This window comes from Paracoccus sp. TRP (assembly GCF_000185925.1).
Classification (GTDB): Bacteria; Pseudomonadota; Alphaproteobacteria; order Rhodobacterales; family Rhodobacteraceae; genus Paracoccus; species Paracoccus kondratievae.
Genome location: NZ_AEPN01000014.1, coordinates 54578 through 74505, shown reverse-complemented (window position 1 = coordinate 74505; position 19928 = coordinate 54578). Strand labels below are relative to the sequence as shown.

Sequence of the window (19928 nt, the reverse complement as noted above, 5' to 3'; positions counted from 1 at the left end):
GACTGACAGGAGCTTGAAGTGCCGTCCTTTTCGACCTCCCTGGAACAGGCCATCCATGCTGCGCTCGCGCTGGCCAACGAACATCGCCATGAGCTTGCCACGCTAGAGCATCTGTTGCTCGCGCTGACGGAGGAACCCGACGCCGTAAAGGTAATGCGGGCATGCAATGTCGATCTGGACGAGCTGCGCCGCATGCTGGTCGAGTTCATCGAAGATGATCTCTCGACCCTTATCACCGATGTAGAGGGTTCCGAGGCCGTCCCCACCGCCGCTTTCCAGCGCGTAATCCAGCGCGCCGCGATTCATGTCCAAAGCTCGGGCCGGACCGAGGTGACCGGGGCGAACGTCCTTGTCGCCATCTTCGCCGAGCGGGAATCGAACGCCGCCTTCTTCCTGCAAGAGCTGGATATGACACGCTATGACGCGGTGAATTTCATCGCCCATGGCGTGGCAAAAAACCCGTCCTTCTCGGAAAACCGCACGATTCAGGGCGCTGAACAGCAAGCCGAGCAAGCCCAGACCGAACAGGGGCAGGGTAAGGACGAATCCGCGCTGGCAAAATACTGTGTCAACCTGAACAAGAAAGCCTCCAAAGGCGATGTTGATCCGCTGATCGGCCGCGCCGACGAGGTTGAGCGTTGCATTCAGGTCCTCTGCCGCCGCCGCAAGAACAACCCGCTTTTGGTGGGCGATCCCGGTGTCGGCAAGACTGCGATCGCCGAGGGGCTGGCGCTCAAGATCACCCGAGGCGAAACGCCCGAGGTGCTGGCGGGCTCGACCATTTTCTCGCTGGATATGGGCGCCCTTCTGGCCGGTACCCGGTATCGCGGCGACTTCGAGGAACGGCTGAAAGCCGTGGTCAAGGAACTGGAAGAGCATCCTGACGCCATCCTCTTCATCGATGAGATCCATACTGTGATCGGCGCGGGCGCAACCTCTGGTGGCGCAATGGATGCCTCGAACCTGCTCAAGCCGGCGCTCGCCGGCGGCAAGCTGCGCTGCATGGGCTCGACCACCTACAAAGAGTTCCGCCAGCATTTCGAAAAGGACCGCGCCTTGTCGCGGCGCTTCCAAAAGATTGACGTGAACGAGCCGACCGTGCCCGATACGATCAAGATCCTCATGGGGCTGAAACCGAGCTTCGAAAAGCACCACGATCTGCGTTACACCAACGACGCGATCCGCACCGCTGTCGAGCTTTCGGCTCGCTACATCCACGACCGTAAGCTGCCCGACAAGGCCATCGATGTGATCGACGAGGCCGGAGCGGCCCAGCATCTGGTCGCGGAAAGCAAGCGCCGTAAGACGATTGGCCCGAAAGAGATCGAGGCAGTCGTGGCCAAAATTGCCCGCATCCCGCCCAAGAACGTCTCCAAGGACGATGCGGCAGTGCTGAAGGATCTCGAGGCGACGCTGAAACGTCTGGTCTTTGGTCAGGACGCAGCGATCGAGGCACTGGCCTCTTCGATCAAACTGGCACGGGCTGGCCTGCGTGAGCCGGAAAAACCGATCGGTAACTATCTCTTTGCCGGCCCCACTGGCGTCGGTAAGACAGAGGTCGCCAAGCAGCTCGCCTCGACCCTCGGGGTCGAACTGCTGCGCTTTGACATGTCCGAGTATATGGAGAAACATGCCGTCAGCCGGTTGATCGGCGCGCCTCCGGGCTATGTCGGCTTCGATCAGGGCGGGCTTCTGACCGATGGTGTGGACCAGCATCCGCATTGCGTGCTGCTGCTCGACGAGATCGAAAAGGCCCATCCGGATGTCTACAACATCCTGCTTCAGGTCATGGACCACGGCAAACTGACCGATCACAATGGTCGTCAGGTGGACTTCCGCAACGTGATCCTGATCATGACCTCGAACGCGGGCGCCGCCGATCAGGCCAAGGCTGCTTTCGGTTTCGGGCGCGAACGCCGCGAGGGCGAGGATACCGCCGCCATCGAACGGACCTTCACGCCAGAATTCCGCAACCGGCTGGATGCCGTCATCAGCTTCGCGCCGCTCGCGCGCGAAATCATCGTACAAGTGGTCGAGAAATTCGTGCTGCAGCTTGAAGCCCAGCTCATCGACCGCGGCGTCCATATCGAACTCAGCTCAGAGGCGGCCGACTGGCTGGCCGAGCGTGGATATGACGAACAGATGGGCGCCCGCCCTCTTGGCCGGGTGATTCAGGAATGGATTAAAAAGCCCCTGGCCGAAGAACTGCTGTTCGGCCGCCTGACCAAAGGCGGCGTGGTCCGGGTCCGGATCGAAGACGACAAACCTGTCTTCGACATCACTGGTCCCGAAACGCCCCGGATCAGCAATACCCGGCCACCCCTTCTGACAGCTGACTAACCGAAACTCAAAAGGGCGGCACAATCGTGCCGCCCTTCACCTATTCTGGGATCGGATCACCAACCAGAGTTTCAAAGCGAAATCTGGCTGGCCTTGCGAGACCGTTGGGCACAGGTCCCGGAAAATCCCTGCGACGCTGAGAGGCCGCGCTACGCCAATGTCTGAACGGGTGCCGCAGACGTCGCAGATTTCTGAGGACACCACACCCGGCCCGCCCCCAAGGCACGAGGCACGAGGCACGCTGGAAACAGCTAAGCCCGGCGCCCCCGCGCAACCATCGCCTCGGCAAGAAAAACCGCCACCCAATCAAACCTCCGATGACACCTCAACCGCCACCTCGGCTTCTTTCGTGTCTAAATATCCATTGCACCTCCGGAGGCAAAGCCTCCGGAGGTGCAAACATCATAACCGTCATTCTGGTTATGCTTTGGCTTTGCCTTCCTTGATCCTGGCCGCCAGTTCCTTGGCGATGGCAAAGCTGCCCTTGATACGGTCGGCTTCCGTCGCCCAATCGCGCAAAAGCACGATCCGGTTATCGGTGATCTTTGCCTGCCCGCGCTGGTCGTGAATGAACTCCACCAGCCCGGCAGGGTTCGGAAACTTGTCGCCGTGGAACTGAATGGTCGCGCCTTTCGGACCAGCATCCAGCTTGGCAATATTGGCACGCTTGGCCATTGCCTTGATGCGAATGACCAGCAGCAGCGTGTTCACCTCACGCGGCAGGGGGCCAAACCGGTCAATAAGCTCGGCCGCAAAACCCTCAAGCTCGACTTTGGTGGTCAGCTCGGCCAACCGGCGATAAAGGCCCAACCGTACATCCAGATCCGGCACATAGCTTTCGGGGATCGTTACCGGCACCCCCAGGTTCAGTTGCGGGGCCCATTCGTCCTCGGGCGTGCCTTCGATTTCGCCGGATTTCAGCTTGGCGATCGTCTCTTCCAGCATCTGCTGGTACAGCTCAAAGCCCACCTCCTTGATATGGCCAGACTGCTCCTCACCCAAAAGGTTGCCTGCGCCGCGCAGATCAAGGTCCTGCGAGGCAAGGTTGAAGCCCGCCCCAAGACTGTCGATGGCGCCCAGGAACTTGAGCCGCCGGATCGCTTGCGGCGTCAGCGGCACACGCGGCTTGGTTGTCAGATAGCAGTAAGCCCGGGTTTTCGAGCGGCCGACCCGCCCACGGATCTGGTAGAGCTGAGCAAGGCCGAACATATCGGCACGCCAGACCACCATGGTATTGGCGGTCGGGATATCCAGTCCCGATTCGACAATAGTGGTTGCCAGAAGCACATCCGCCCCACGGTCGTAAAAGGCGTTCATCCGCTGATCCAGATCGCCTGCCGCCAACTGGCCATGGGCGACGATATAGTTGACCTCGGGCACATGCTCCTTGAGCCACTCCTCGACCTCGGGCAGATCGGCCAGGCGCGGCACGACAAAGAAGCTCTGTCCACCACGGTATTTCTCTCGCAGCAGCGCCTCACGGATGGTTACCCCGTCGAATTCGCTGACATAAGTACGGATCGACAGCCGATCGACCGGCGGAGTGCCGATGATCGACAGATCACGCACCCCGGTCAACGACAGTTGCAGCGTGCGAGGGATCGGCGTCGCAGTCAGGGTCAGAACATGGATGTCGCTGCGCAGCTCTTTCAGCCGCTCTTTATGGGCGACACCAAAATGCTGTTCTTCGTCCACGATCAGCAGGGTCAGGTTCTTGAAGCGCACCTGTTTCGACAGCACCGCATGGGTGCCGACGACGATATCAACCGTACCCTCGGCCAGCCCCTTGCGGGTTTCGGCCGCATCCTTGGCCGAGACAAAGCGCGACAGCGGCCGGACATTGATCGCGGTGCCGCGGAAACGTTCGGCAAAGGTGCGGAAATGTTGCCGCGCAAGCAGCGTCGTCGGCGCAACCACCGCAACCTGCCCACCCTGTGAGGCAGCAATGAAGGCCGCGCGCATGGCGACCTCGGTTTTGCCAAAACCGACATCGCCGACCACCAGCCGATCCATTGGCCGCCCGGCGGCCAGATCCTCGGTCACGTCAACGATGGCGGCCGCCTGATCCTCGGTTTCGGCATAGGGAAAGCGGGCAGCAAAGCTTTCCATCTCATGATGTTCGGGCTCAAGCACGGGCGCAGGACGCAGCAGGCGTTCGGCGGCCACCCGCATCAGCCGGTCGGCGATCAGCTTGATCCGCTCTTTCAGCCGGGCCTTGCGGGCCTGCCATGCGCCGCCGCCCAGCTTATCGAGCAGCCCTTCTTCATGCCCGTAACGGCTCAGCAGTTCGATATTCTCGACCGGCAGATACAGCCGGTCTCCGCCCGCATACTCCAGCGCCACGCAGTCATGCGGCACGCCAAGAGCCATGACGGTCTCAAGCCCGGTATAGCGCCCGATGCCATGTTCGACATGAACGACCAGATCGCCGGGGGAAAGCGTAGTGGTATCGCGCAGGAAATTTTCGGCCTTGCGACGCTTTTTCGCGCCCCGGATCAGCCGGTCGCCCAGCACATCCTGTTCCGAGATTACGGCCAGCCGCCCGGTGGCCGAACCATCCGAGACAAAGCCTTCTTCCAGTGGCCAGACCGCCAACCCCAGCGCGCCGGGTTGCTCGGGCAGGTCGCGCAGATCGGTGATGGGTTTTGCACCCTGCACGCCTTCATCGGCGATCAGGCCGGCCAGCCGCTCGCGCGCGCCTTCGGAAAAGCTGGCGATCACCACCCTATGCGTCGATTGCAGTTTGCGCAGATGGTCGGCCAGTGCGGTAAAAAGATTACCCTTTTCGGCCTGACGCTCGGGTGCGAAGTTACGCCCGATCCGACCCCCTGCGTCCAGAATGCCCGGACCGGGCGGCTGCGGCAGGACCGAAAGGCGCAGCACGCGATGCGCCGCCAGCCAGCGCGACCATTCGGCCTCATCGGGGAACATCTCGGCGGGGGGGACCGGGCGATAGACCGTGTCCGAGCCGCCCTTGCGAGCCAGCGCCTCGCGCCGGGCCTCGAATTGCTCGGTAATCGTATGCCAGCGCGCATCGCGGACCTGATCAAGATGATCGTCCGTCATCACCGAGGCGCCGGGCAGATAGTCAAACAGACTTTCCAGCCGCGCATGGAACCAGGGCAACCAATGTTCCATCCCCGCCATCTTGCGACCGGCGCTTATCCCCTCATACAGCGGATCATTCGCCCCGCCGCCATATTCGGCACGGTAGTTCTGGCGAAAACGGGTGATCGCAGCCTCATCCAGAATCACCTCGGACATGGGCGCAAGCTCGATCCGGTCCAGCTTTTCGATCGAGCGTTGCGTCTCGGGGTCGAAACGCCGCGCGCCATCCAGCACATCGCCGAACATATCCAGCCGGATCGGCCCCGATTCGCCCGGAGGATAGATGTCGATGATCCCGCCCCGAACGGCAAAATCGCCGGGCTCAGTCACGGTCGGGGCCTGCGAAAAGCCCATGCGCGACAAAAAGGCGCGCAGGCCCGCCTCATCCATCCGGTCACCCACCGCGGCAGAAAAGCCCGCATCGCGCAGCACCTCGCGCGCAGGTACGCGCTGCATGGCGGCGGACAGCGTCGTCAGCAGAATCAACGGGCCTTTCAGCGCACCATGAGCCAGCGCCGTCAGCACCGCCATCCGCGCAGCCATCACGCCGGGCGCGGGTGAGACCCGGTCATAGGGGGTCGTGTCCCAGGCAGGAAACTCAAGCACCACCGCGCCGGGGGCGAAAAAGGCCAGCGCCGCACGCATCGCGGCCATGCGCCGGTCGTCGCGGGCGATATGGATGACCGGGTTGCCACGGGCCAGCTCGCGCGCGAGCAGCGCGGCATCCATGCCTTCGGGCGCGCCGGAAAGGATCAGGTGTTCGGGATGAGCGGACATGGACGGTGAGGTAAACCCGGTACAGCCGAAGTCAAGGCCGGTTCAAAAGCCAAAGGGATGCGTGATCATCCAGATCGCGCCATAAAACGCCGCGACCGCAACCGAAAGGATCGACAGCCCAAGGATCAGCACCCGATGGCGGCGCATCAGGCGCGCGGCCTCGGCCCCCGCCTCATTCACGGGCTGGCCCACCTCTGCCTGCGCCAGGACCTGCCGCAGGCGGCGCGCAAGCCGCAGATCCAGCGCGAAGAGCAATGCAAAGGGCAGGATCAGCAGGACCAGCGCCTGTGCCATCTCAAGCCCGTAGACAAAGCCAAGGGTAGCAAGCGTGGTCAGCAGAAACGACCCCATGCCAAGCAATATCGCCCCCTCACGCGAATCTATGCGCCAGCGCGGCAGGGTCAGGGACAACCAGTCAAGCAGGTTGATCGCGGCCGGATCGTCCTTTGGACCGGACGTGATGCGGCCTGCGCCGGCGACCACATCCCACGGCACGCCAAGGACGCGCCGCCCTGCCATGGTCCAGGCCAAAGTCAGGATCACCCAGAACCAGATCGAGCTGAAGGACCGGCTGTCCAGCAGGGCGAGGATTCCCTCAGGTCGGGGCACGTCTTCTCCTTGCGTCGGTTGCGACATGCAAACTAACCGCGCCTGCTGCAAAGGAAAACCGGGAAAATCCCTTCCCGATGCCTGGGGGTTGCACCCTGCGCGCCCGGGGTGCAGTTTCAGGGACGCACCCGCCACCGCAAGTCACAGGCCCGCCATGTCCCCGACCCCGATCCTCGCCCCCTTCCCCGCTGCCCGCCTGCGCCGGCTGCGCCGCACCCCCGCCTTGCGCGCAATGGTGACAGAGGTGAACCTGACCCCCGCCAATCTGATCTGGCCGGTCTTTGTGACCGAGATCGAGGGCGGCGCGGGCGAGATCCCCTCGATGCCCGGCGTCGAGCGGCTGACACTGGACGGTGCGCGCCGCGCCGCCGAAACCGCCATGCAGCTTGGCATTCCGGCGATCTGCATCTTTCCCCACTCTGATCCCGACCTGAAGACCGAGACCTGCGAACGCGCCTGGGACCCCGACAATATCGGCAACCGTGCCATCCGCGCCATCAAAGAGGTGGCCCCGGATCTGGCGGTGATGACCGATATCGCGCTGGACCCCTATAACGCCAACGGCCACGACGGGCTGGTGCGTGACGGGATCATCCTGAATGACGAGACGGTCGAGGCGCTTGGCCGGATGGCACTTGCACAGGCCGAGGCCGGGGCGGATATCCTTGGTCCATCGGACATGATGGACGGGCGTATCGGTGCGCTGCGCACCCTGCTTGAGACGAATGGCCACAAGGATGTGGCGATCCTGTCCTATGCGGCGAAATTCGCCAGCGGCTTTTATGGACCTTTCCGCGACGCGGTGGGCGCGTCGGGCCGGCTCGTCGGCGATAAAAAGACCTATCAGGTCAACCCTGCCAACCGCGAAGAGGCGATGCGCTGCGTCGCCCGCGATCTGGCCGAAGGCGCAGATATGGTCATGGTCAAGCCGGGGATGCCCTATCTGGATATCTGCCGCATGGTAAAAGACCAGTTCGCCGCCCCGACCTTTGCCTATCAGGTCAGCGGTGAATACGCGATGATCGAGGGCGCGATCCGCAATGGCTGGCTGTCGCGCGACGTGGTTCTGGAAAGCCTCATCGCCTTTCGCAGGGCGGGTTGCGACGGCATTTTGACCTATTATGCGCCGCAGGTAGCCGAAAGGCTGGCATGAGGCCGCAGGCTCATCTATCATCGCGGCCCTGACAGGCGGGCCAGCCGCCGATCACGGAACGAGGGCGAAAAATGACGGATTCCAAGCGGATGAGCCGGCGCCTTGTGCTGCTGGGCGGGGCGGCCCTGGGGCTTGCAGGCTGCTCGAACGCGGTCGGACAGAACGCTTCTGCACGGCTCGACGCGCGCGTCGATGCTACGCGGGACTTTTTACTGCGCACCTATCCCAGCGTCGCACCCATGGTGCAAAACGCCAAGGGCGTGCTTTATATGCCGCTGATGACCGAGGCGGGCTTTGGCGTCGGCGGCGCCTATGGCCAAGGTGCGCTACGCATCAACGACGTGACGGTCGATTACTATTCGGCCGCACAGGCCAGTGTCGGCTTTCAGATCGGCGCACAGCAATATGCCCATGTGCTGATCTTCCAGACCGATGCAGCGCTTGCCGACTTCCGCCGGGCTCCGGGCTGGGTGGCCGAGGCCGGGGCCTATTACGCCCTGCCCGCCGGTGGGGTTGCCATGGGCACCGACACGATCACCGCACAACAGCCGGTGGTGGCGATGATCTTTGGCCAATCCGGGCTGATGGCCGGGGCCTCGATCGCCGGGACGAAATACACCCGGGTTATCCCCTCGGCGTTCTGACACTCCTTCGGGAACAGAATCGAAAAGGCCGGGCGTTCAACCCGGCCTTTTTCGTTTCAGCCGCCGTGAATGATGCGTACGTAGTTACGCGTCTCACGATAGGGTGGCACGCCGCCGTATTTCGCCACTGCCGCCGGCCCGGCATTATAGGCTGCAAGCGCCAGCCGCCAGCTGCCAAAGGTGTTGTACATCATGCGCAGATACCGCGCGCCACCTTCAAGATTCTGGATCGGATCGTTCGGGTCTACACCAAGTTTGGCAGCGGTCCCGGGCATAAGCTGCGCCAGCCCCCGCGCACCCTTGTGCGAACGCGCCGAGGGGTTCCAGCCCGATTCCTGCTGCACCAGGCGCAGGAACAGATCCTCAGGTACGCCATGTTTGCGTGCCATCGCCCGGGCATGTGGCAAATATTGGCTGCGCCGGCTGCCTTTATACGTGGGAATGGCGGTAGGCAGGTCCAGATCGACGACGCTCTTGGTCGAGGTGCCGCCAGGCCGCAGCCGCGCCGAACGCTGATATTGTGTCGCCAGCCGCGTATCCATCAGCCGGGTCTGACGTTCGAACTGCGCCAGACGAGATTTGCCGCTTTTCACCTGCAGCCGCAGACCATCTGCCGCCGCGGGCACAGCCAGCCCGACCGAGATCGTCAGGGCAAGCGCAGCCCGTCCCAGCTGACGCAGCATTGCCCGATCGCCTGAAAGCATCACTGGTCCCTCATGCACAACATGCTCTTTTTTGGGCTGCACTATAGCGCAAAGCCAGCCAAGCGCCGCAAGAGGATTTCGTTATCCGTGCATCCATCGATTCTTCGGCGGATTTTTGCCTATATCCTCTTTCCCGTATCGCTGTGCTACCGTAACAAGGACCGCCGCGCTACACCCGCGCAGAACAACACCCAAGGAAAAGGACCCGCAAATGGCTGGCAGCGTGAACAAGGTGATCCTGGTCGGCAATCTGGGTCAGGACCCGGAAATCCGCAGCTTCCAGAACGGCGGCAAGGTTGCCAACCTGCGGATCGCGACCTCGGAAAGCTGGAAAGACCGCAATACCGGCGAACGGCGCGAGCGCACCGAATGGCACACCGTGGTGATCTATTCCGAACCGCTGATCCGTGTCGTCGAGCAGTTCCTGAAAAAAGGGGCCAAGGTCTATGTGGAAGGCCAGCTTGAGACCCGCAAATGGCAGGATCAAAGCGGCAATGACCGCTATTCGACCGAAGTCGCCCTGCGCCCCTTCCGCAGTGAGCTGCATATGCTCGACAGCCGCGGCGCCGGTGGTGGCCGCGATGAGGGCGGCTATGGTGGCGGCAGCTATGGCGGGGGTGGCAGCTACGGTGGCGGAGCCTCGTCAGGCGGCGGCCAGCCCCCTCAAAGCAAGCCCGATTTCGACGACGACATCCCGTTCTGATCCCGATCCCGGCCCCTCGCGGCCGGGATTTTCCTTTCAGAACCGGCTGAGCAGGTCCGACCGGAACGAGGCATCCAGCCGCCGCATATAGCTTTCCGCGCAGCACATATGTTCGTGCATGATCCGCGCGGCGGCATCGCCATCCTCGGCGCGCAGGGCGACAAGCAACTGTTTATGGCTGTCGATATTCGCCTCGCCAAAGATTTCATGCTCATGCATGCTCTCACTGCGATAGCTGACCAGATCGCGCAGCATGCTGTTCAGAAACCGGCACATGAAAACCAGAATGACGTTATCCGAGGCCTCGCACAGAATATCGTGAAACTCGGTCTCGGCGCGACGGACGACGGCGCGGTCTTGCGCAGCATTCGCCTCTTCGCAGATGCGGACGTTCTCTTCCAGCTGGCGAAACTGCGCCTCGCTCAGCTTGCCGATGACATTGCGCGCAAGGCTGACCTCAAGTGAGCGGCGCAGCTCGTAGACCTGTGCAAAGTCGATCTTTTGGAAATGCAGATATTGCCGCAGTTGCTGGGTCACGATGTCGATCGAGGCGGGCTGGATTTCGGGCCCGCCATTCGGACCCGAGAGCATGCGCACCAGCCCCTCGACCTCAAGTGCCTTCAGCGCCTCACGAATGGTGCCTTTCGAGCAGCCGTAATGCTCCATCAGCGCGCGCTCATGCGGCAGGCGGTCTCCGGGACGCAATCCGTCGCGGGCGATGCGGCGGCGGATATCCTCGGCCACCTGATCCGACAGTTTGATGCGGGTCAGCCTGCGTTCCCTGCCTGCCGGCGCGTCCTGATCCATGCGACCTCTTAACCTAACCAGTTTGTCTCAGGGTCCAGCGGATATATGGGCCGGCTGAGCTTTTTGAAAGCAAAGAGATCGTAATCCGAAGCAGTTACCCCGGAACTCGCGCATTCTACCACCGCGCTTGCCAGCGGCTCAAACACCGGGCGGCAATACATGCGCGATTTCAGATGCAGGAAGCGCGCGCCGGACACATCAAGACCGACGCAGGCAAAACAGCCCAGATCCAGCGGTTCATGCGGGTCTTCGCAGATGACAATGCGTGCCTTGCCGGTGTCAAAGGCGGCGGTGCGCCCCATCGACAGCACCTGGCCATGATAGATCGGGCCGCTGACCCGGTAGCGCCCGTCGGAAAGCGCCAGCACCCGACCACTTAGCCGCAGGGGAGGACGCGGCGCGGGCAGCCCCTCGGCCGGGGTCTTGTTACCAAGCGCAATCTCTACCTCGGCCCCTTCCCCCGCCTCAAACAGTTTGGCCACGGTTTCCGGATCAGCGACAGGGCCAACCAGAATGCCCTGTTGTCCGGCCGCCAGCAGTTCCTCAAGCACGTCCATCACGTCGCAACTGCCGCCCGACATGCAATTGTCGCCATGATCCAGCAGCAGCACCGGCGCCAAGCCATCTGCCAGCGCAGCGGCGCGGGCGACAGATTGGGGCAAGGGCTCTTCGGAATAGACATATTCCGCGCGCCGCCGCCATGCCTCGCGGCCAAGCTCTTGCGCGACTTGATGGGCAAGTCCGGGGCTGTCAGCCACAGTAACGATGGACAGCCCGGTTTCAGCCAGATCAGCGATGGGAAAACCGCCAAAAACCGTCACCGCCTGCACACCGGGGCGCGTTTCGGCCTGCCGCGCCAAGGCGACCAGATCGGTCATGGCGCAGTCGGTGGCGGTGTTCATGCACAGGGTCGCGGCCAGCATCGGCGGATGACACAGCGCCATCGCCGGACGCGGCGCACCGGCAAGCAAAGGCTCGAACAGACGCACGACGTGTTCGCCGGTCTCGACCATATCGACATGGGGATAGGTCTTGAAACCGACGATCACGTCGCAATGTTCAAGCATTGCTGGCGTGATATTGCCATGCAGGTCCAGCGCCACGCCGATCGGCACCTTGGGCGCAGCGGCACGGACACGGCGCAACAGCTCACCCTCGCCATCATCATGGCTGCGCGTGACCATGGCGCCATGCAGATCCAGCAAGATACCGTCGCAGCCCTTTTCGACCGCAGTCAGGATCGCCTGGGCCATGGCCTCGAAAGCGTCATCCTCGACCGGGCCCGAGGGCATGGCATGGGCGACCAGGGGCACCTCGATATCGGCTCCGATGCGGCGGGCAAAAGCGTGAAAGGCACCGATGGCGGCGGAATAGCCGTCCGCCGCCGCCAGCGCCTCAGCACCCCATTTCGGGGCAAAGGCCGCAAGCGGCGTCCTGACGGGGGAAAAGCTGTTCGTTTCGTGGTTCAGTCGGGCAAGCACGAGGCGGGTCATGCAGCCACCTCCTTGCGGGCCTCGGCCATGCGGCGGTCATAATCCAGCACCGCCTCCAGCAGGACCTGAGCACCGGCGGCGCATTCCCCGGGCAAGGTGGACTCGGCGGGGTTATGGCTAAGCCCGCCTTTGCAGGGCACAAAGATCATCGTCGTCGGGACCTTGGCCGCTGCATGGGCCGCGTCATGACCCGCGCCCGAGATCAGGTCGCGCGTGTCATATCCCGCAGCCTTTGCCCCTGCCCGCACCGAGGCGATGCATTCCGGATCAAAGATCACCGGTGCGGTGCGCGAGATCTGTTCAAACCGGTACTCCAGCCCAACCGCTTGGGCGGCTTTGCGCACCAGAACCTCGACCTCTGCCTGCATGCGGTCCAACACTTCATCAGAGGGGTGGCGCAGGTCGATGGTCGCCCGCACCTCTCCGGGAATGACGTTGTGCGAATTGGGGCTGATGTCCAGAAAGCCGATGGTGCCGACAGCGTTCTCATGCGCTTTGGCAATACGGTCGATCCCCTCGATCACCTGCGCCATGCCAAGCAATGCGTTTCGGCGCATGTTCATCGGGGTCGAGCCGGTATGTGCCGCCGTCCCGGTCAGTGTCAGGTCAAACCAGCGCATACCCTGAATGCCCTGCACAACGCCGATCCTGACCCCTTCGGCCTCCAGGATCGGGCCCTGTTCGATATGCAGTTCAAACATCGCGCCAAAGCTGACCGAGCCGGCCCTGGCCTTGCCACGATAACCGATGCGGTCAAGGCTTGCGCCAAAGCTGTCGCCGGTCGGATCGGTGCGGCCGTCACCATATTCACGGCTATAGACCCCCGCCCAGATGCCCGAGCCAAGCATGGCCGGAGAAAAGCGCGAGCCCTCTTCGTTCGTCCAGTTGACCAGCATCAGCGGCGCTTCGGTCTGATAACCCGCCGCATCAAGCGTGCGCAGCACCTCAAGCCCCGCCAGCACGCCCAGCACACCGTCGAACTTGCCCCCGGTCGGCTGAGTGTCCAGATGGCTGCCCATGGCGATGGCGGGCAGATCGGTGCGGGTACCGGCACGGGTGGCGAACATATTGCCCACCTCGTCCACGGTCAGGCTTAACCCCAGCGCATCACATTCCGCACGCAGCCAGTCGCGCACGCGGCGATCCTCGTCGGACAGCGTCAGCCGGGCGATGCCACCATCGGGGGTACCCCCGATCTGTGCAGTCTCCATCAGGCTGCCCCACAGCCTTTCGGCATCGATTGTCAGGTTGGACATGGTGTTTTCCTTATGCCTTCACGCCCAGATAGCGATCAATCGTATCGGGATCGTTGCGGAACTCGTTGGCATTGGCACAATGCACGATACGGCCAAGCTCCAGAATGTAGTGCCGGTCGGCCAGTTGGCTGCAAACAGCAAGGTTCTGCTCGACCAGCAGGATCGGCACCCCCGCCTCACGGATCAGCCGGATCTGGGCGACAATCTCTTCGACGATGATCGGGGCCAGCCCCTCGACCGGCTCGTCAAGCATCAGCACCTTGGGACCGTTGAGCAGTGCCCGCGCGATGGAAAGCATCTGCTGCTCGCCCCCCGACAACTGGCCACCGCCATTCCGGCGCCGCTCATGCAGGCGGGGAAAGATGCTATAGATATCGGCCAGAGACCAGGGCGAGCCACGCCTTTCGGCAATGCGCAGGTTCTCTTCCACCGTCAGCAGCTGAAAGATGCCGCGATCTTCGGGGACAAGCGACAGGCCAGCGGCGGCAATGCGATGGGCGGGCTGGCCGGTGATGTCGCGGCCATCCAGCTCAATCCGGCCCTGACGTGGGGTAATAAGGCCGACAGCCGATTTCAGCGTCGTGCTTTTGCCCGCGCCGTTGCGGCCAAGCAGGGTCGCGATCTCGCCCTGTCCCACCTCCAGCGAGACACCCTGCAGGATGTGGCTTTTACCGTAATAACTGTGCAGATCGGTCAGTCGCAGCGCGGCGCTCATGCGATATCCCCCGTGATCATATTGCCCAGATAGGCGCGCTGCACCTCGGGGTCTTCGCGAACCTCGGCCGGAGTGCCCTCGACCAGCTTGCGTCCCAGCCGCATCACCGTGACCATGTCCGAGATGTTCATGACGATGCCCATGTTATGTTCGATGAACAGCACGGTATGATCGCGGCCAAGGTCGCGGATCAGCTGCTTCATCGCCTCGATATCGTCGATGCCCATGCCCGATGTCGGCTCATCAAGCAGGATGACCCGGGGGCGCGATGCCATGGCCATGCCGACCTCCAGCCGGCGCTGCTGACCATGCGACAGCTCGCCCGCAAGCCGGTTGGCAACCGCGCCAAGGGCCAGCCGGCCGATGACCTCATCTGCGGTCGCCAGCGCCTCGCGGTTGCTTTCGGCCCGCCGCCATGGGGCAAGCGCCTGCCACGGCGTGCGCCCCTGTGCGGCAAGGCGCAGGTTCTCGCGCAGGGAAAGGTTCGGAAACAGGCTTGTGACCTGAAAGGAACGCGCGATCCCCAGCCGCACCCGGTCATCATCCGAAGTATTGGTGATGTCGCGGCCGTCCAGTTCGATCCGGCCCGATGAGGCGCGCACCCGCCCGGTCAGGGCATGAAACAGAGTGGTCTTGCCCGCTCCGTTCGGACCGATGATCGAATGGACCGAGTTGCGGCGGATCCGCAAATCCACATCCGCCAGCGCATGAAAGGTCCCGTATTTGACCCCAAGACCATGGGTCTGCAAGGCGATGTCGGTCATCTCAATGCTCCTTGGCCGGGGTTTCGCTGTCGATGCTGCGGCCGCGACGGAAGATCAGGTCGTAGCCGCGCTCGACCAGACCCCAGAGCCCGCGTTGCAAGAACAGCGCCACGGTAACCAGCACCAGACCCAGCAGCAGCAGCCAGCGCGGCCAGACGGTCGAAAGCGCATCCGCCAGCAGCAGATAGAACCCCGCCCCCAGAACCGAGCCGAACAGGCTGGAGCTGCCGCCGATGATGGTCATGATCAGGATCAGCTCACTCGTGTGATATTCAATGTTCGACAGGGGTGCGACGCCGATCAGCATGGCATGCAACGCGCCGCTAAAGGCGGTGACCGCACCCGAGATGGCAAAGGCCTCGATCTTGAACAGCCGGGTCGGAAAGCCGATGGCGGCGGCGCGGCCCTCATTCTCACGAATGGCGATCAGAGTGCGGCCAAAGGTCGATTGAGTGACCATCACCAGCAAGGCAAAGACCGCGACAAAGCAGACCGCGACAAAGGTGTAATAGGCCCAAGGTGTATTCAGCGCCGCGCCCCCGACCGAGGGGCGAGGGACGCCCAAAAGGCCGTTATCGCCGCCGGTCAGGTCGCTGAAGGTATAGGCGACGAAATAGAACAGCTGCGAAAAAGCCAGCGTCAGCATGACGAAATATACGCCCTGCCGGCGGATCGACAGCCAGCCGACCAGCGTGGCCGTCAGCGCACCGAGCAGCGCCGCGCCGCCCAGCACCACAGGCACCGGGATCGACCAGCGCGTCAGACAGATCCCCGCCGCATAGGTCCCGATTCCGAAAAAGATGCCCTGACCAAAGGACAGAAGACCGGTATAGCCCAGCAGCAGGTTGCACGCCGCGACGACCATGGCAAAGATCAGGATCTCGGTCGCAAGGATGCCGGATTTCAGCACCAGCGGCAGGACCAGCACGGTCAGCAGCGCCAGCCCCAGCTGAACAGGAGGTTTATCGAGCGGGTTCATGCTCATGCCCTCCCCAGCAGGCCGCGCGGCATCAGCGCAATGACCAGTGCCATGCCGACATAGATCATCAGCCGTGCCCCTTCGGGCCACAGCGTGGTCATGACGCTTTGCACGACGCCGACCAGCAGGCCCGCGACCAGCGCACCGGTATAGCTGCCCATGCCCCCGATCACGACGACGACGAAAGCGACCGACAGCGCCTCGACGCCCATGAACGGCTCAACCCCCCGGATGGGCGCGGCAAGCGCCCCGGCCAGCCCGGCAAGCCCGGCACCAAAGCCAAAGACGGCGGTGTTGATACGCAGCGTGTTATAGCCAAGCAGCGCCATATTCGCGGGCGACTCGGAGCCGCCCCGCACGATGGCCCCAAGCCGCGTCCCCTCGAGCAGCCACCACAAAAGCCCGGCCAGAACGGCGGTAAAGGCGATGGTGAACAGCCGGTATTGCGGATAGATGAAATCGCCCATGATAAAGACGCCCTGCAACCCGGCAGGCGCCGGGACCGAGCCGCCCAAGGGCCCCCAGGCGATGATGACCAGCTCCTGCACGATCAGCGCAAGGCCCACAGTCACCAGAATGTGGAAAGTATGCGGCAGCTTGTAGATGCGATGCAAAAGCACCACCTCGATCAGCGCGGCGATACCGGCGACAGCCAGCGTGGCCAGCGGCATGGCCAGCCAGAAACTGAAACCACGCATGGTCAGATCATAGGTCAGATAGGCGCCAAGCAGGTAAAAAGCGCCATGGGCAAAGTTCACGAATTGCAGCAGGCCGAAGATGACGCTGAGACCAACGGCGAGCAGGAAGTACAGCATCCCCAGACCGATGCCGTTCAGAACCTGAAAAAGGTAGATCACGGGCTTCTCCTGAAACCGGGCGGAAAGGCCCCGCGCGACCGGGATCGCGCGGGCAGGCGGGGGTTCAGGCGGGCATCTTGCAGCCGGCTTCCTCGGGCGAGAGGAAGGATTTGCCAGAGCTGATGATCTCGGCATAGTCGTCTTTGTCGGCCATATCGGCCCTGGCCTTGCCCTTGAGCAGGTAGTAATCCTTGATCACCTGATGATCGGCAGCGCGGATTTCCTCTTCGCCGGTCAGGCCTTGGTATTTCAGCCCCCTCAGCGCCTCGGCGACCCCTGCCCCGTCGGGCGAACCCGCCTTGACCGCTGCCTCAAGCAGCAGCTTGCTGAGGATGTAGCTGCCGGCAAATGAGTAGTTGGGATTGAAGCCGTGCTTTTCCTGGACTTTGGCCACCAGCTGGCGGTTCAGCTCGGTGTCGGCGCCATGCCAGTATTGCGCACCGAAATAGACGCCCTCGCAGATATCAGGCCCCAGCGCCTCGAACTGCTCAAGCCCCGAGGCCCATGCCACCACGATGGTCATGCGCTGCTTAAGGCCAAAGCTGACCGCTTGCCGCAGCGTGTCCGAACTTTGCGCGCCAAAGTTCAGCACCAGCAACACATCCGGCTGCGCGGCAATCGCATTGGTCAGATAGCCCGAGAATTCCTTGTCCGTCAGCGAGTGATAGCTGTTGCCGACATGTTCGATGCCCTTTTCCTCAAACACCGCCTTGGCGGCATTCAACAGCCCGTCGCCAAAGACATATTGCGGCGTGATCGTGTACCACTTCCTGGCATCGGGCAGCGCGTCGATAATCGGGCGCACGGTTTCGTTGATCGCACCATAGGTCGGCACCGACCAGCGGAAGGTGGCCTTGTTGCAATCGACGCCGGTAATCTCATCCGCGCCGGCAGTGGTCATAAAGGCCCCACCACCGCGCTCGACCTCCTTGCCCATGGCCAGCGATTCCGAGGACAGGATGCCACCGGCGAACAGCTTGACCCCGTCTTGTGCCAGCGCGTCCTGAACCTTGCGCACGGCGGTTGCGGGTTTCCCCTCGGTGTCAAGATCAAGGGTCGAGACCTCGATACCATGGGCGGCCGCCACCTCTTCGGCAGCAAGAACCGCACCGATCGTGGCAAACTTTCCATTGGCGGCAAAAGCGCCCGAAATCGGCACCGGCACGCCGATCTTCAATGCCTCGCTTTGGGCAAGGGCGCGGGAGACAAGACCCGGCGCAGCCAGCGAGGCCGCGGCCAGAGTGGACGTGGTCAGGAAACGACGACGGTTAATCATGGGATACCCTGTTGTTGGCGTTGCATTGGTTCTTGGGGAGGCAACTTTCAAAACTATACGTATAGATAGGATTATCTGTCTATAAATGGTTTGACCCGGAGCAGCATAAATTTTCCATGAAAAACAATTGTCTGACTGCTTTTGCGGCGCAGCGTAACCCTTTGCGCCCGCAGAAACAGCAGTCGTGAAATCCACGTCTGACGCAGAGGATGTCATCTGATTCGACCCCCGTCGCGGCAAACTGGCCCCATACATCGCCCTAAACTGGCTCTATCTCTTTGCCGCATTCGGGCGCAGTCAGGAATAAACCCTTCATCGCAGGAATCCGGCCATGACGCTTGATCTGAACCCCAATGACATGTCCCACGTGGTCGCCGCCGACCGCAGCCATGTCTGGCACCACCTAAGCCAGCACAAGCAGTATGAGACCATCGACCCGCGCGTCTTTGTCGAAGGCAAGGGCATGCGGCTGTGGGATGCGACCGGCCGTGAATTCCTTGACGCGGTGTCGGGCGGCGTCTGGACGGTGAACGTCGGTTATGGCCGTGAAAGCATCGCGAATGCGATCCGCGACCAGTTGATCAAGCTGAACTATTACGCGGGCGCGGCAGGCACGGTACCGGGCGCCGTCTTTGCCCGGAAACTGATCGAAAAGATGCCGGGAATGAGCCGGGTCTATTATTCGAACTCGGGGTCCGAGGCGAATGAAAAGGTCTACAAGATGGTGCGCCAGATCGCAGCGCGTCATCATGGCGGCAGAAAGTGGAAGATCCTTTACCGTGACCGCGACTATCACGGCACGACCATCGGGACGCTGGCGACCTCGGGTCAGGATCAGCGGGCGATGCAATACGGCCCCTACCCCGACGGTTTCGTGCGCGTGCCCCATTGCCTTGAATACCGCAAGCAGTGGGACGTCGAGAATTATGGTGAGCGCGCCGCCGATGCCATCGAAGAGGTGATCCTGCGCGAAGGTCCGGACACCGTCGGCGCCATCGTGCTTGAACCGGTGACCGCAGGTGGCGGCGTCATCACCCCGCCCGAAGGCTATTGGCAGCGCGTGCAAGAGATTTGCCGCAAATACGACATCCTGCTGCATATTGATGAGGTGGTCTGCGGGCTCGGGCGGACCGGCACCTGGTTCGGCTATCAGCAATACGGGATCGAACCCGATTTCGTCACCATGGCCAAGGGCGTCGCCTCGGGCTATGCGGCGATTTCCTGCACCGTCACGACCGAGCGCGTTTTTGAGATGTTCAAAGACGCGCCCGAGGACGGGATGAGCTATTTCCGTGACATCTCGACCTTCGGCGGCTGCACCGCCGGGCCTGTGGCCGCGATCGAGAATATGCGCATCATCGAGGACGAAGGGCTGCTCGACAACTGCACCCGTATGGGTGAGCGGGTGATGACCAATCTGCATGGGCTGATGGAAAAACATGCCGTGATCGGCGATGTGCGCGGCAAGGGGCTGTTCTGCGGGGCCGAGCTGGTCTCGGACCGCGCCTCGAAAGAGCCGATGGACGAAAAACGCGTGCAGGCCGTGGTTGCCGAATGTCTGGCGCAGGGCGTCATCATCGGCGCGACCAACCGCTCACTGCCCGGGCTGAACAATACCCTGTGCCTGTCGCCTGCGCTGATCGCCACCGCCGATGACATCGACCGCATTACTGACACCATCGACCACGCGCTGACCAAGGTCCTTGGCTGAGCACTTGATCCGCGACGGCATTCGGGGAACTG

At 62.6% G+C, this 19928-nt stretch carries 16 protein-coding genes; 5 read left to right on the top strand and 11 right to left on the bottom strand.

Annotated features, from left to right (window positions below; translation table 11 throughout):
* The first annotated feature begins 18 nt into the window (after positions 1-18).
* A complete protein-coding gene (gene clpA, locus PARACOCCUSGL_RS0110350; RefSeq protein ID WP_010396055.1) occupies positions 19-2340 on the top strand; it encodes an ATP-dependent Clp protease ATP-binding subunit ClpA in 2322 nt (773 codons plus the stop codon).
* 420 nt (positions 2341-2760) lie between these two features.
* Here the strand turns inward: clpA and mfd are convergent, their stop codons facing one another.
* On the bottom strand, positions 2761-6225 hold the full coding sequence (gene mfd / locus PARACOCCUSGL_RS0110345; RefSeq protein WP_010396052.1) for a transcription-repair coupling factor: 3465 nt from the start codon (positions 6223-6225) through the stop codon (positions 2761-2763).
* A gap of 42 nt (positions 6226-6267) precedes the next feature.
* Entirely contained in the window at positions 6268-6834 is a 567-nt protein-coding gene (locus PARACOCCUSGL_RS0110340; RefSeq protein WP_010396049.1) for a hypothetical protein, read from the bottom strand.
* 154 nt (positions 6835-6988) lie between these two features.
* On the opposite strand from PARACOCCUSGL_RS0110340, the gene hemB reads away from it, so the two are divergent.
* Both hemB and PARACOCCUSGL_RS0110330 read left to right on the top strand, forming a co-directional pair.
* Entirely contained in the window at positions 6989-7987 is a 999-nt protein-coding gene (gene hemB / locus PARACOCCUSGL_RS0110335) for a porphobilinogen synthase (RefSeq protein WP_010396047.1), read from the top strand.
* Positions 7988-8076: 89 nt separating this feature from the next.
* On the top strand, positions 8077-8631 hold the full coding sequence (locus tag PARACOCCUSGL_RS0110330; protein ID WP_010396045.1) for a YSC84-related protein: 555 nt from the start codon (positions 8077-8079) through the stop codon (positions 8629-8631).
* Between the two features lie 56 nt (positions 8632-8687).
* Here the strand turns inward: PARACOCCUSGL_RS0110330 and PARACOCCUSGL_RS0110325 are convergent, their stop codons facing one another.
* Positions 8688-9335 carry a lytic transglycosylase domain-containing protein gene (locus PARACOCCUSGL_RS0110325; RefSeq protein WP_010396043.1) on the bottom strand — a complete coding sequence of 216 codons (648 nt, stop codon included), beginning with the start codon at positions 9333-9335 and terminating at the stop codon, positions 8688-8690.
* Positions 9336-9546: 211 nt separating this feature from the next.
* Here PARACOCCUSGL_RS0110325 and ssb point away from each other — a divergent pair, with 211 nt between their 5' ends.
* Positions 9547-10038, top strand: a complete 492-nt coding sequence (gene ssb, locus PARACOCCUSGL_RS0110320) for a single-stranded DNA-binding protein (RefSeq protein ID WP_010396041.1) — start codon at positions 9547-9549, stop codon at positions 10036-10038.
* Between the two features lie 36 nt (positions 10039-10074).
* Here ssb and PARACOCCUSGL_RS0110315 read toward each other — a convergent pair whose 3' ends face one another.
* The 8 genes from PARACOCCUSGL_RS0110315 to PARACOCCUSGL_RS0110280 form a co-directional block, all read right to left on the bottom strand.
* Positions 10075-10845, bottom strand: a complete 771-nt coding sequence (locus tag PARACOCCUSGL_RS0110315) for a FadR/GntR family transcriptional regulator (protein ID WP_010396040.1) — start codon at positions 10843-10845, stop codon at positions 10075-10077.
* A gap of 8 nt (positions 10846-10853) precedes the next feature.
* Entirely contained in the window at positions 10854-12338 is a 1485-nt protein-coding gene (locus PARACOCCUSGL_RS0110310) for a M81 family metallopeptidase (protein ID WP_010396038.1), read from the bottom strand.
* On the bottom strand, positions 12335-13594 hold the full coding sequence (locus tag PARACOCCUSGL_RS0110305; RefSeq protein WP_010396036.1) for a Zn-dependent hydrolase: 1260 nt from the start codon (positions 13592-13594) through the stop codon (positions 12335-12337). The genes PARACOCCUSGL_RS0110310 and PARACOCCUSGL_RS0110305 overlap by 4 nt, the downstream gene beginning before the upstream one ends.
* Positions 13595-13604: 10 nt before the next feature.
* Positions 13605-14309, bottom strand: a complete 705-nt coding sequence (locus PARACOCCUSGL_RS0110300) for an ABC transporter ATP-binding protein (protein WP_010396033.1) — start codon at positions 14307-14309, stop codon at positions 13605-13607.
* Positions 14306-15073, bottom strand: a complete 768-nt coding sequence (locus tag PARACOCCUSGL_RS0110295; protein ID WP_010396031.1) for an ABC transporter ATP-binding protein — start codon at positions 15071-15073, stop codon at positions 14306-14308. Before PARACOCCUSGL_RS0110295 ends, PARACOCCUSGL_RS0110300 begins: the two co-directional genes overlap by 4 nt.
* A gap of 1 nt (position 15074) precedes the next feature.
* The gene (locus PARACOCCUSGL_RS0110290; protein WP_083825831.1) at positions 15075-16052 is read right to left on the bottom strand and encodes a branched-chain amino acid ABC transporter permease; all 978 of its coding nucleotides are present in this window, start codon (positions 16050-16052) and stop codon (positions 15075-15077) included.
* Between the two features lie 2 nt (positions 16053-16054).
* Positions 16055-16909: a branched-chain amino acid ABC transporter permease gene (locus PARACOCCUSGL_RS0110285; protein WP_010396027.1), complete on the bottom strand. Its 855-nt coding sequence runs from the start codon at positions 16907-16909 to the stop codon at positions 16055-16057.
* Between the two features lie 64 nt (positions 16910-16973).
* Positions 16974-18185 carry an ABC transporter substrate-binding protein gene (locus tag PARACOCCUSGL_RS0110280; RefSeq protein WP_010396026.1) on the bottom strand — a complete coding sequence of 404 codons (1212 nt, stop codon included), beginning with the start codon at positions 18183-18185 and terminating at the stop codon, positions 16974-16976.
* A 331-nt stretch (positions 18186-18516) separates the two neighbouring features.
* On the opposite strand from PARACOCCUSGL_RS0110280, the gene tpa reads away from it, so the two are divergent.
* Positions 18517-19896, top strand: coding sequence for a hypotaurine--pyruvate aminotransferase Tpa (gene tpa, locus PARACOCCUSGL_RS0110275; RefSeq protein WP_010396025.1), 1380 nt, complete (start codon positions 18517-18519; stop codon positions 19894-19896).
* Positions 19897-19928 lie beyond the last annotated feature (32 nt).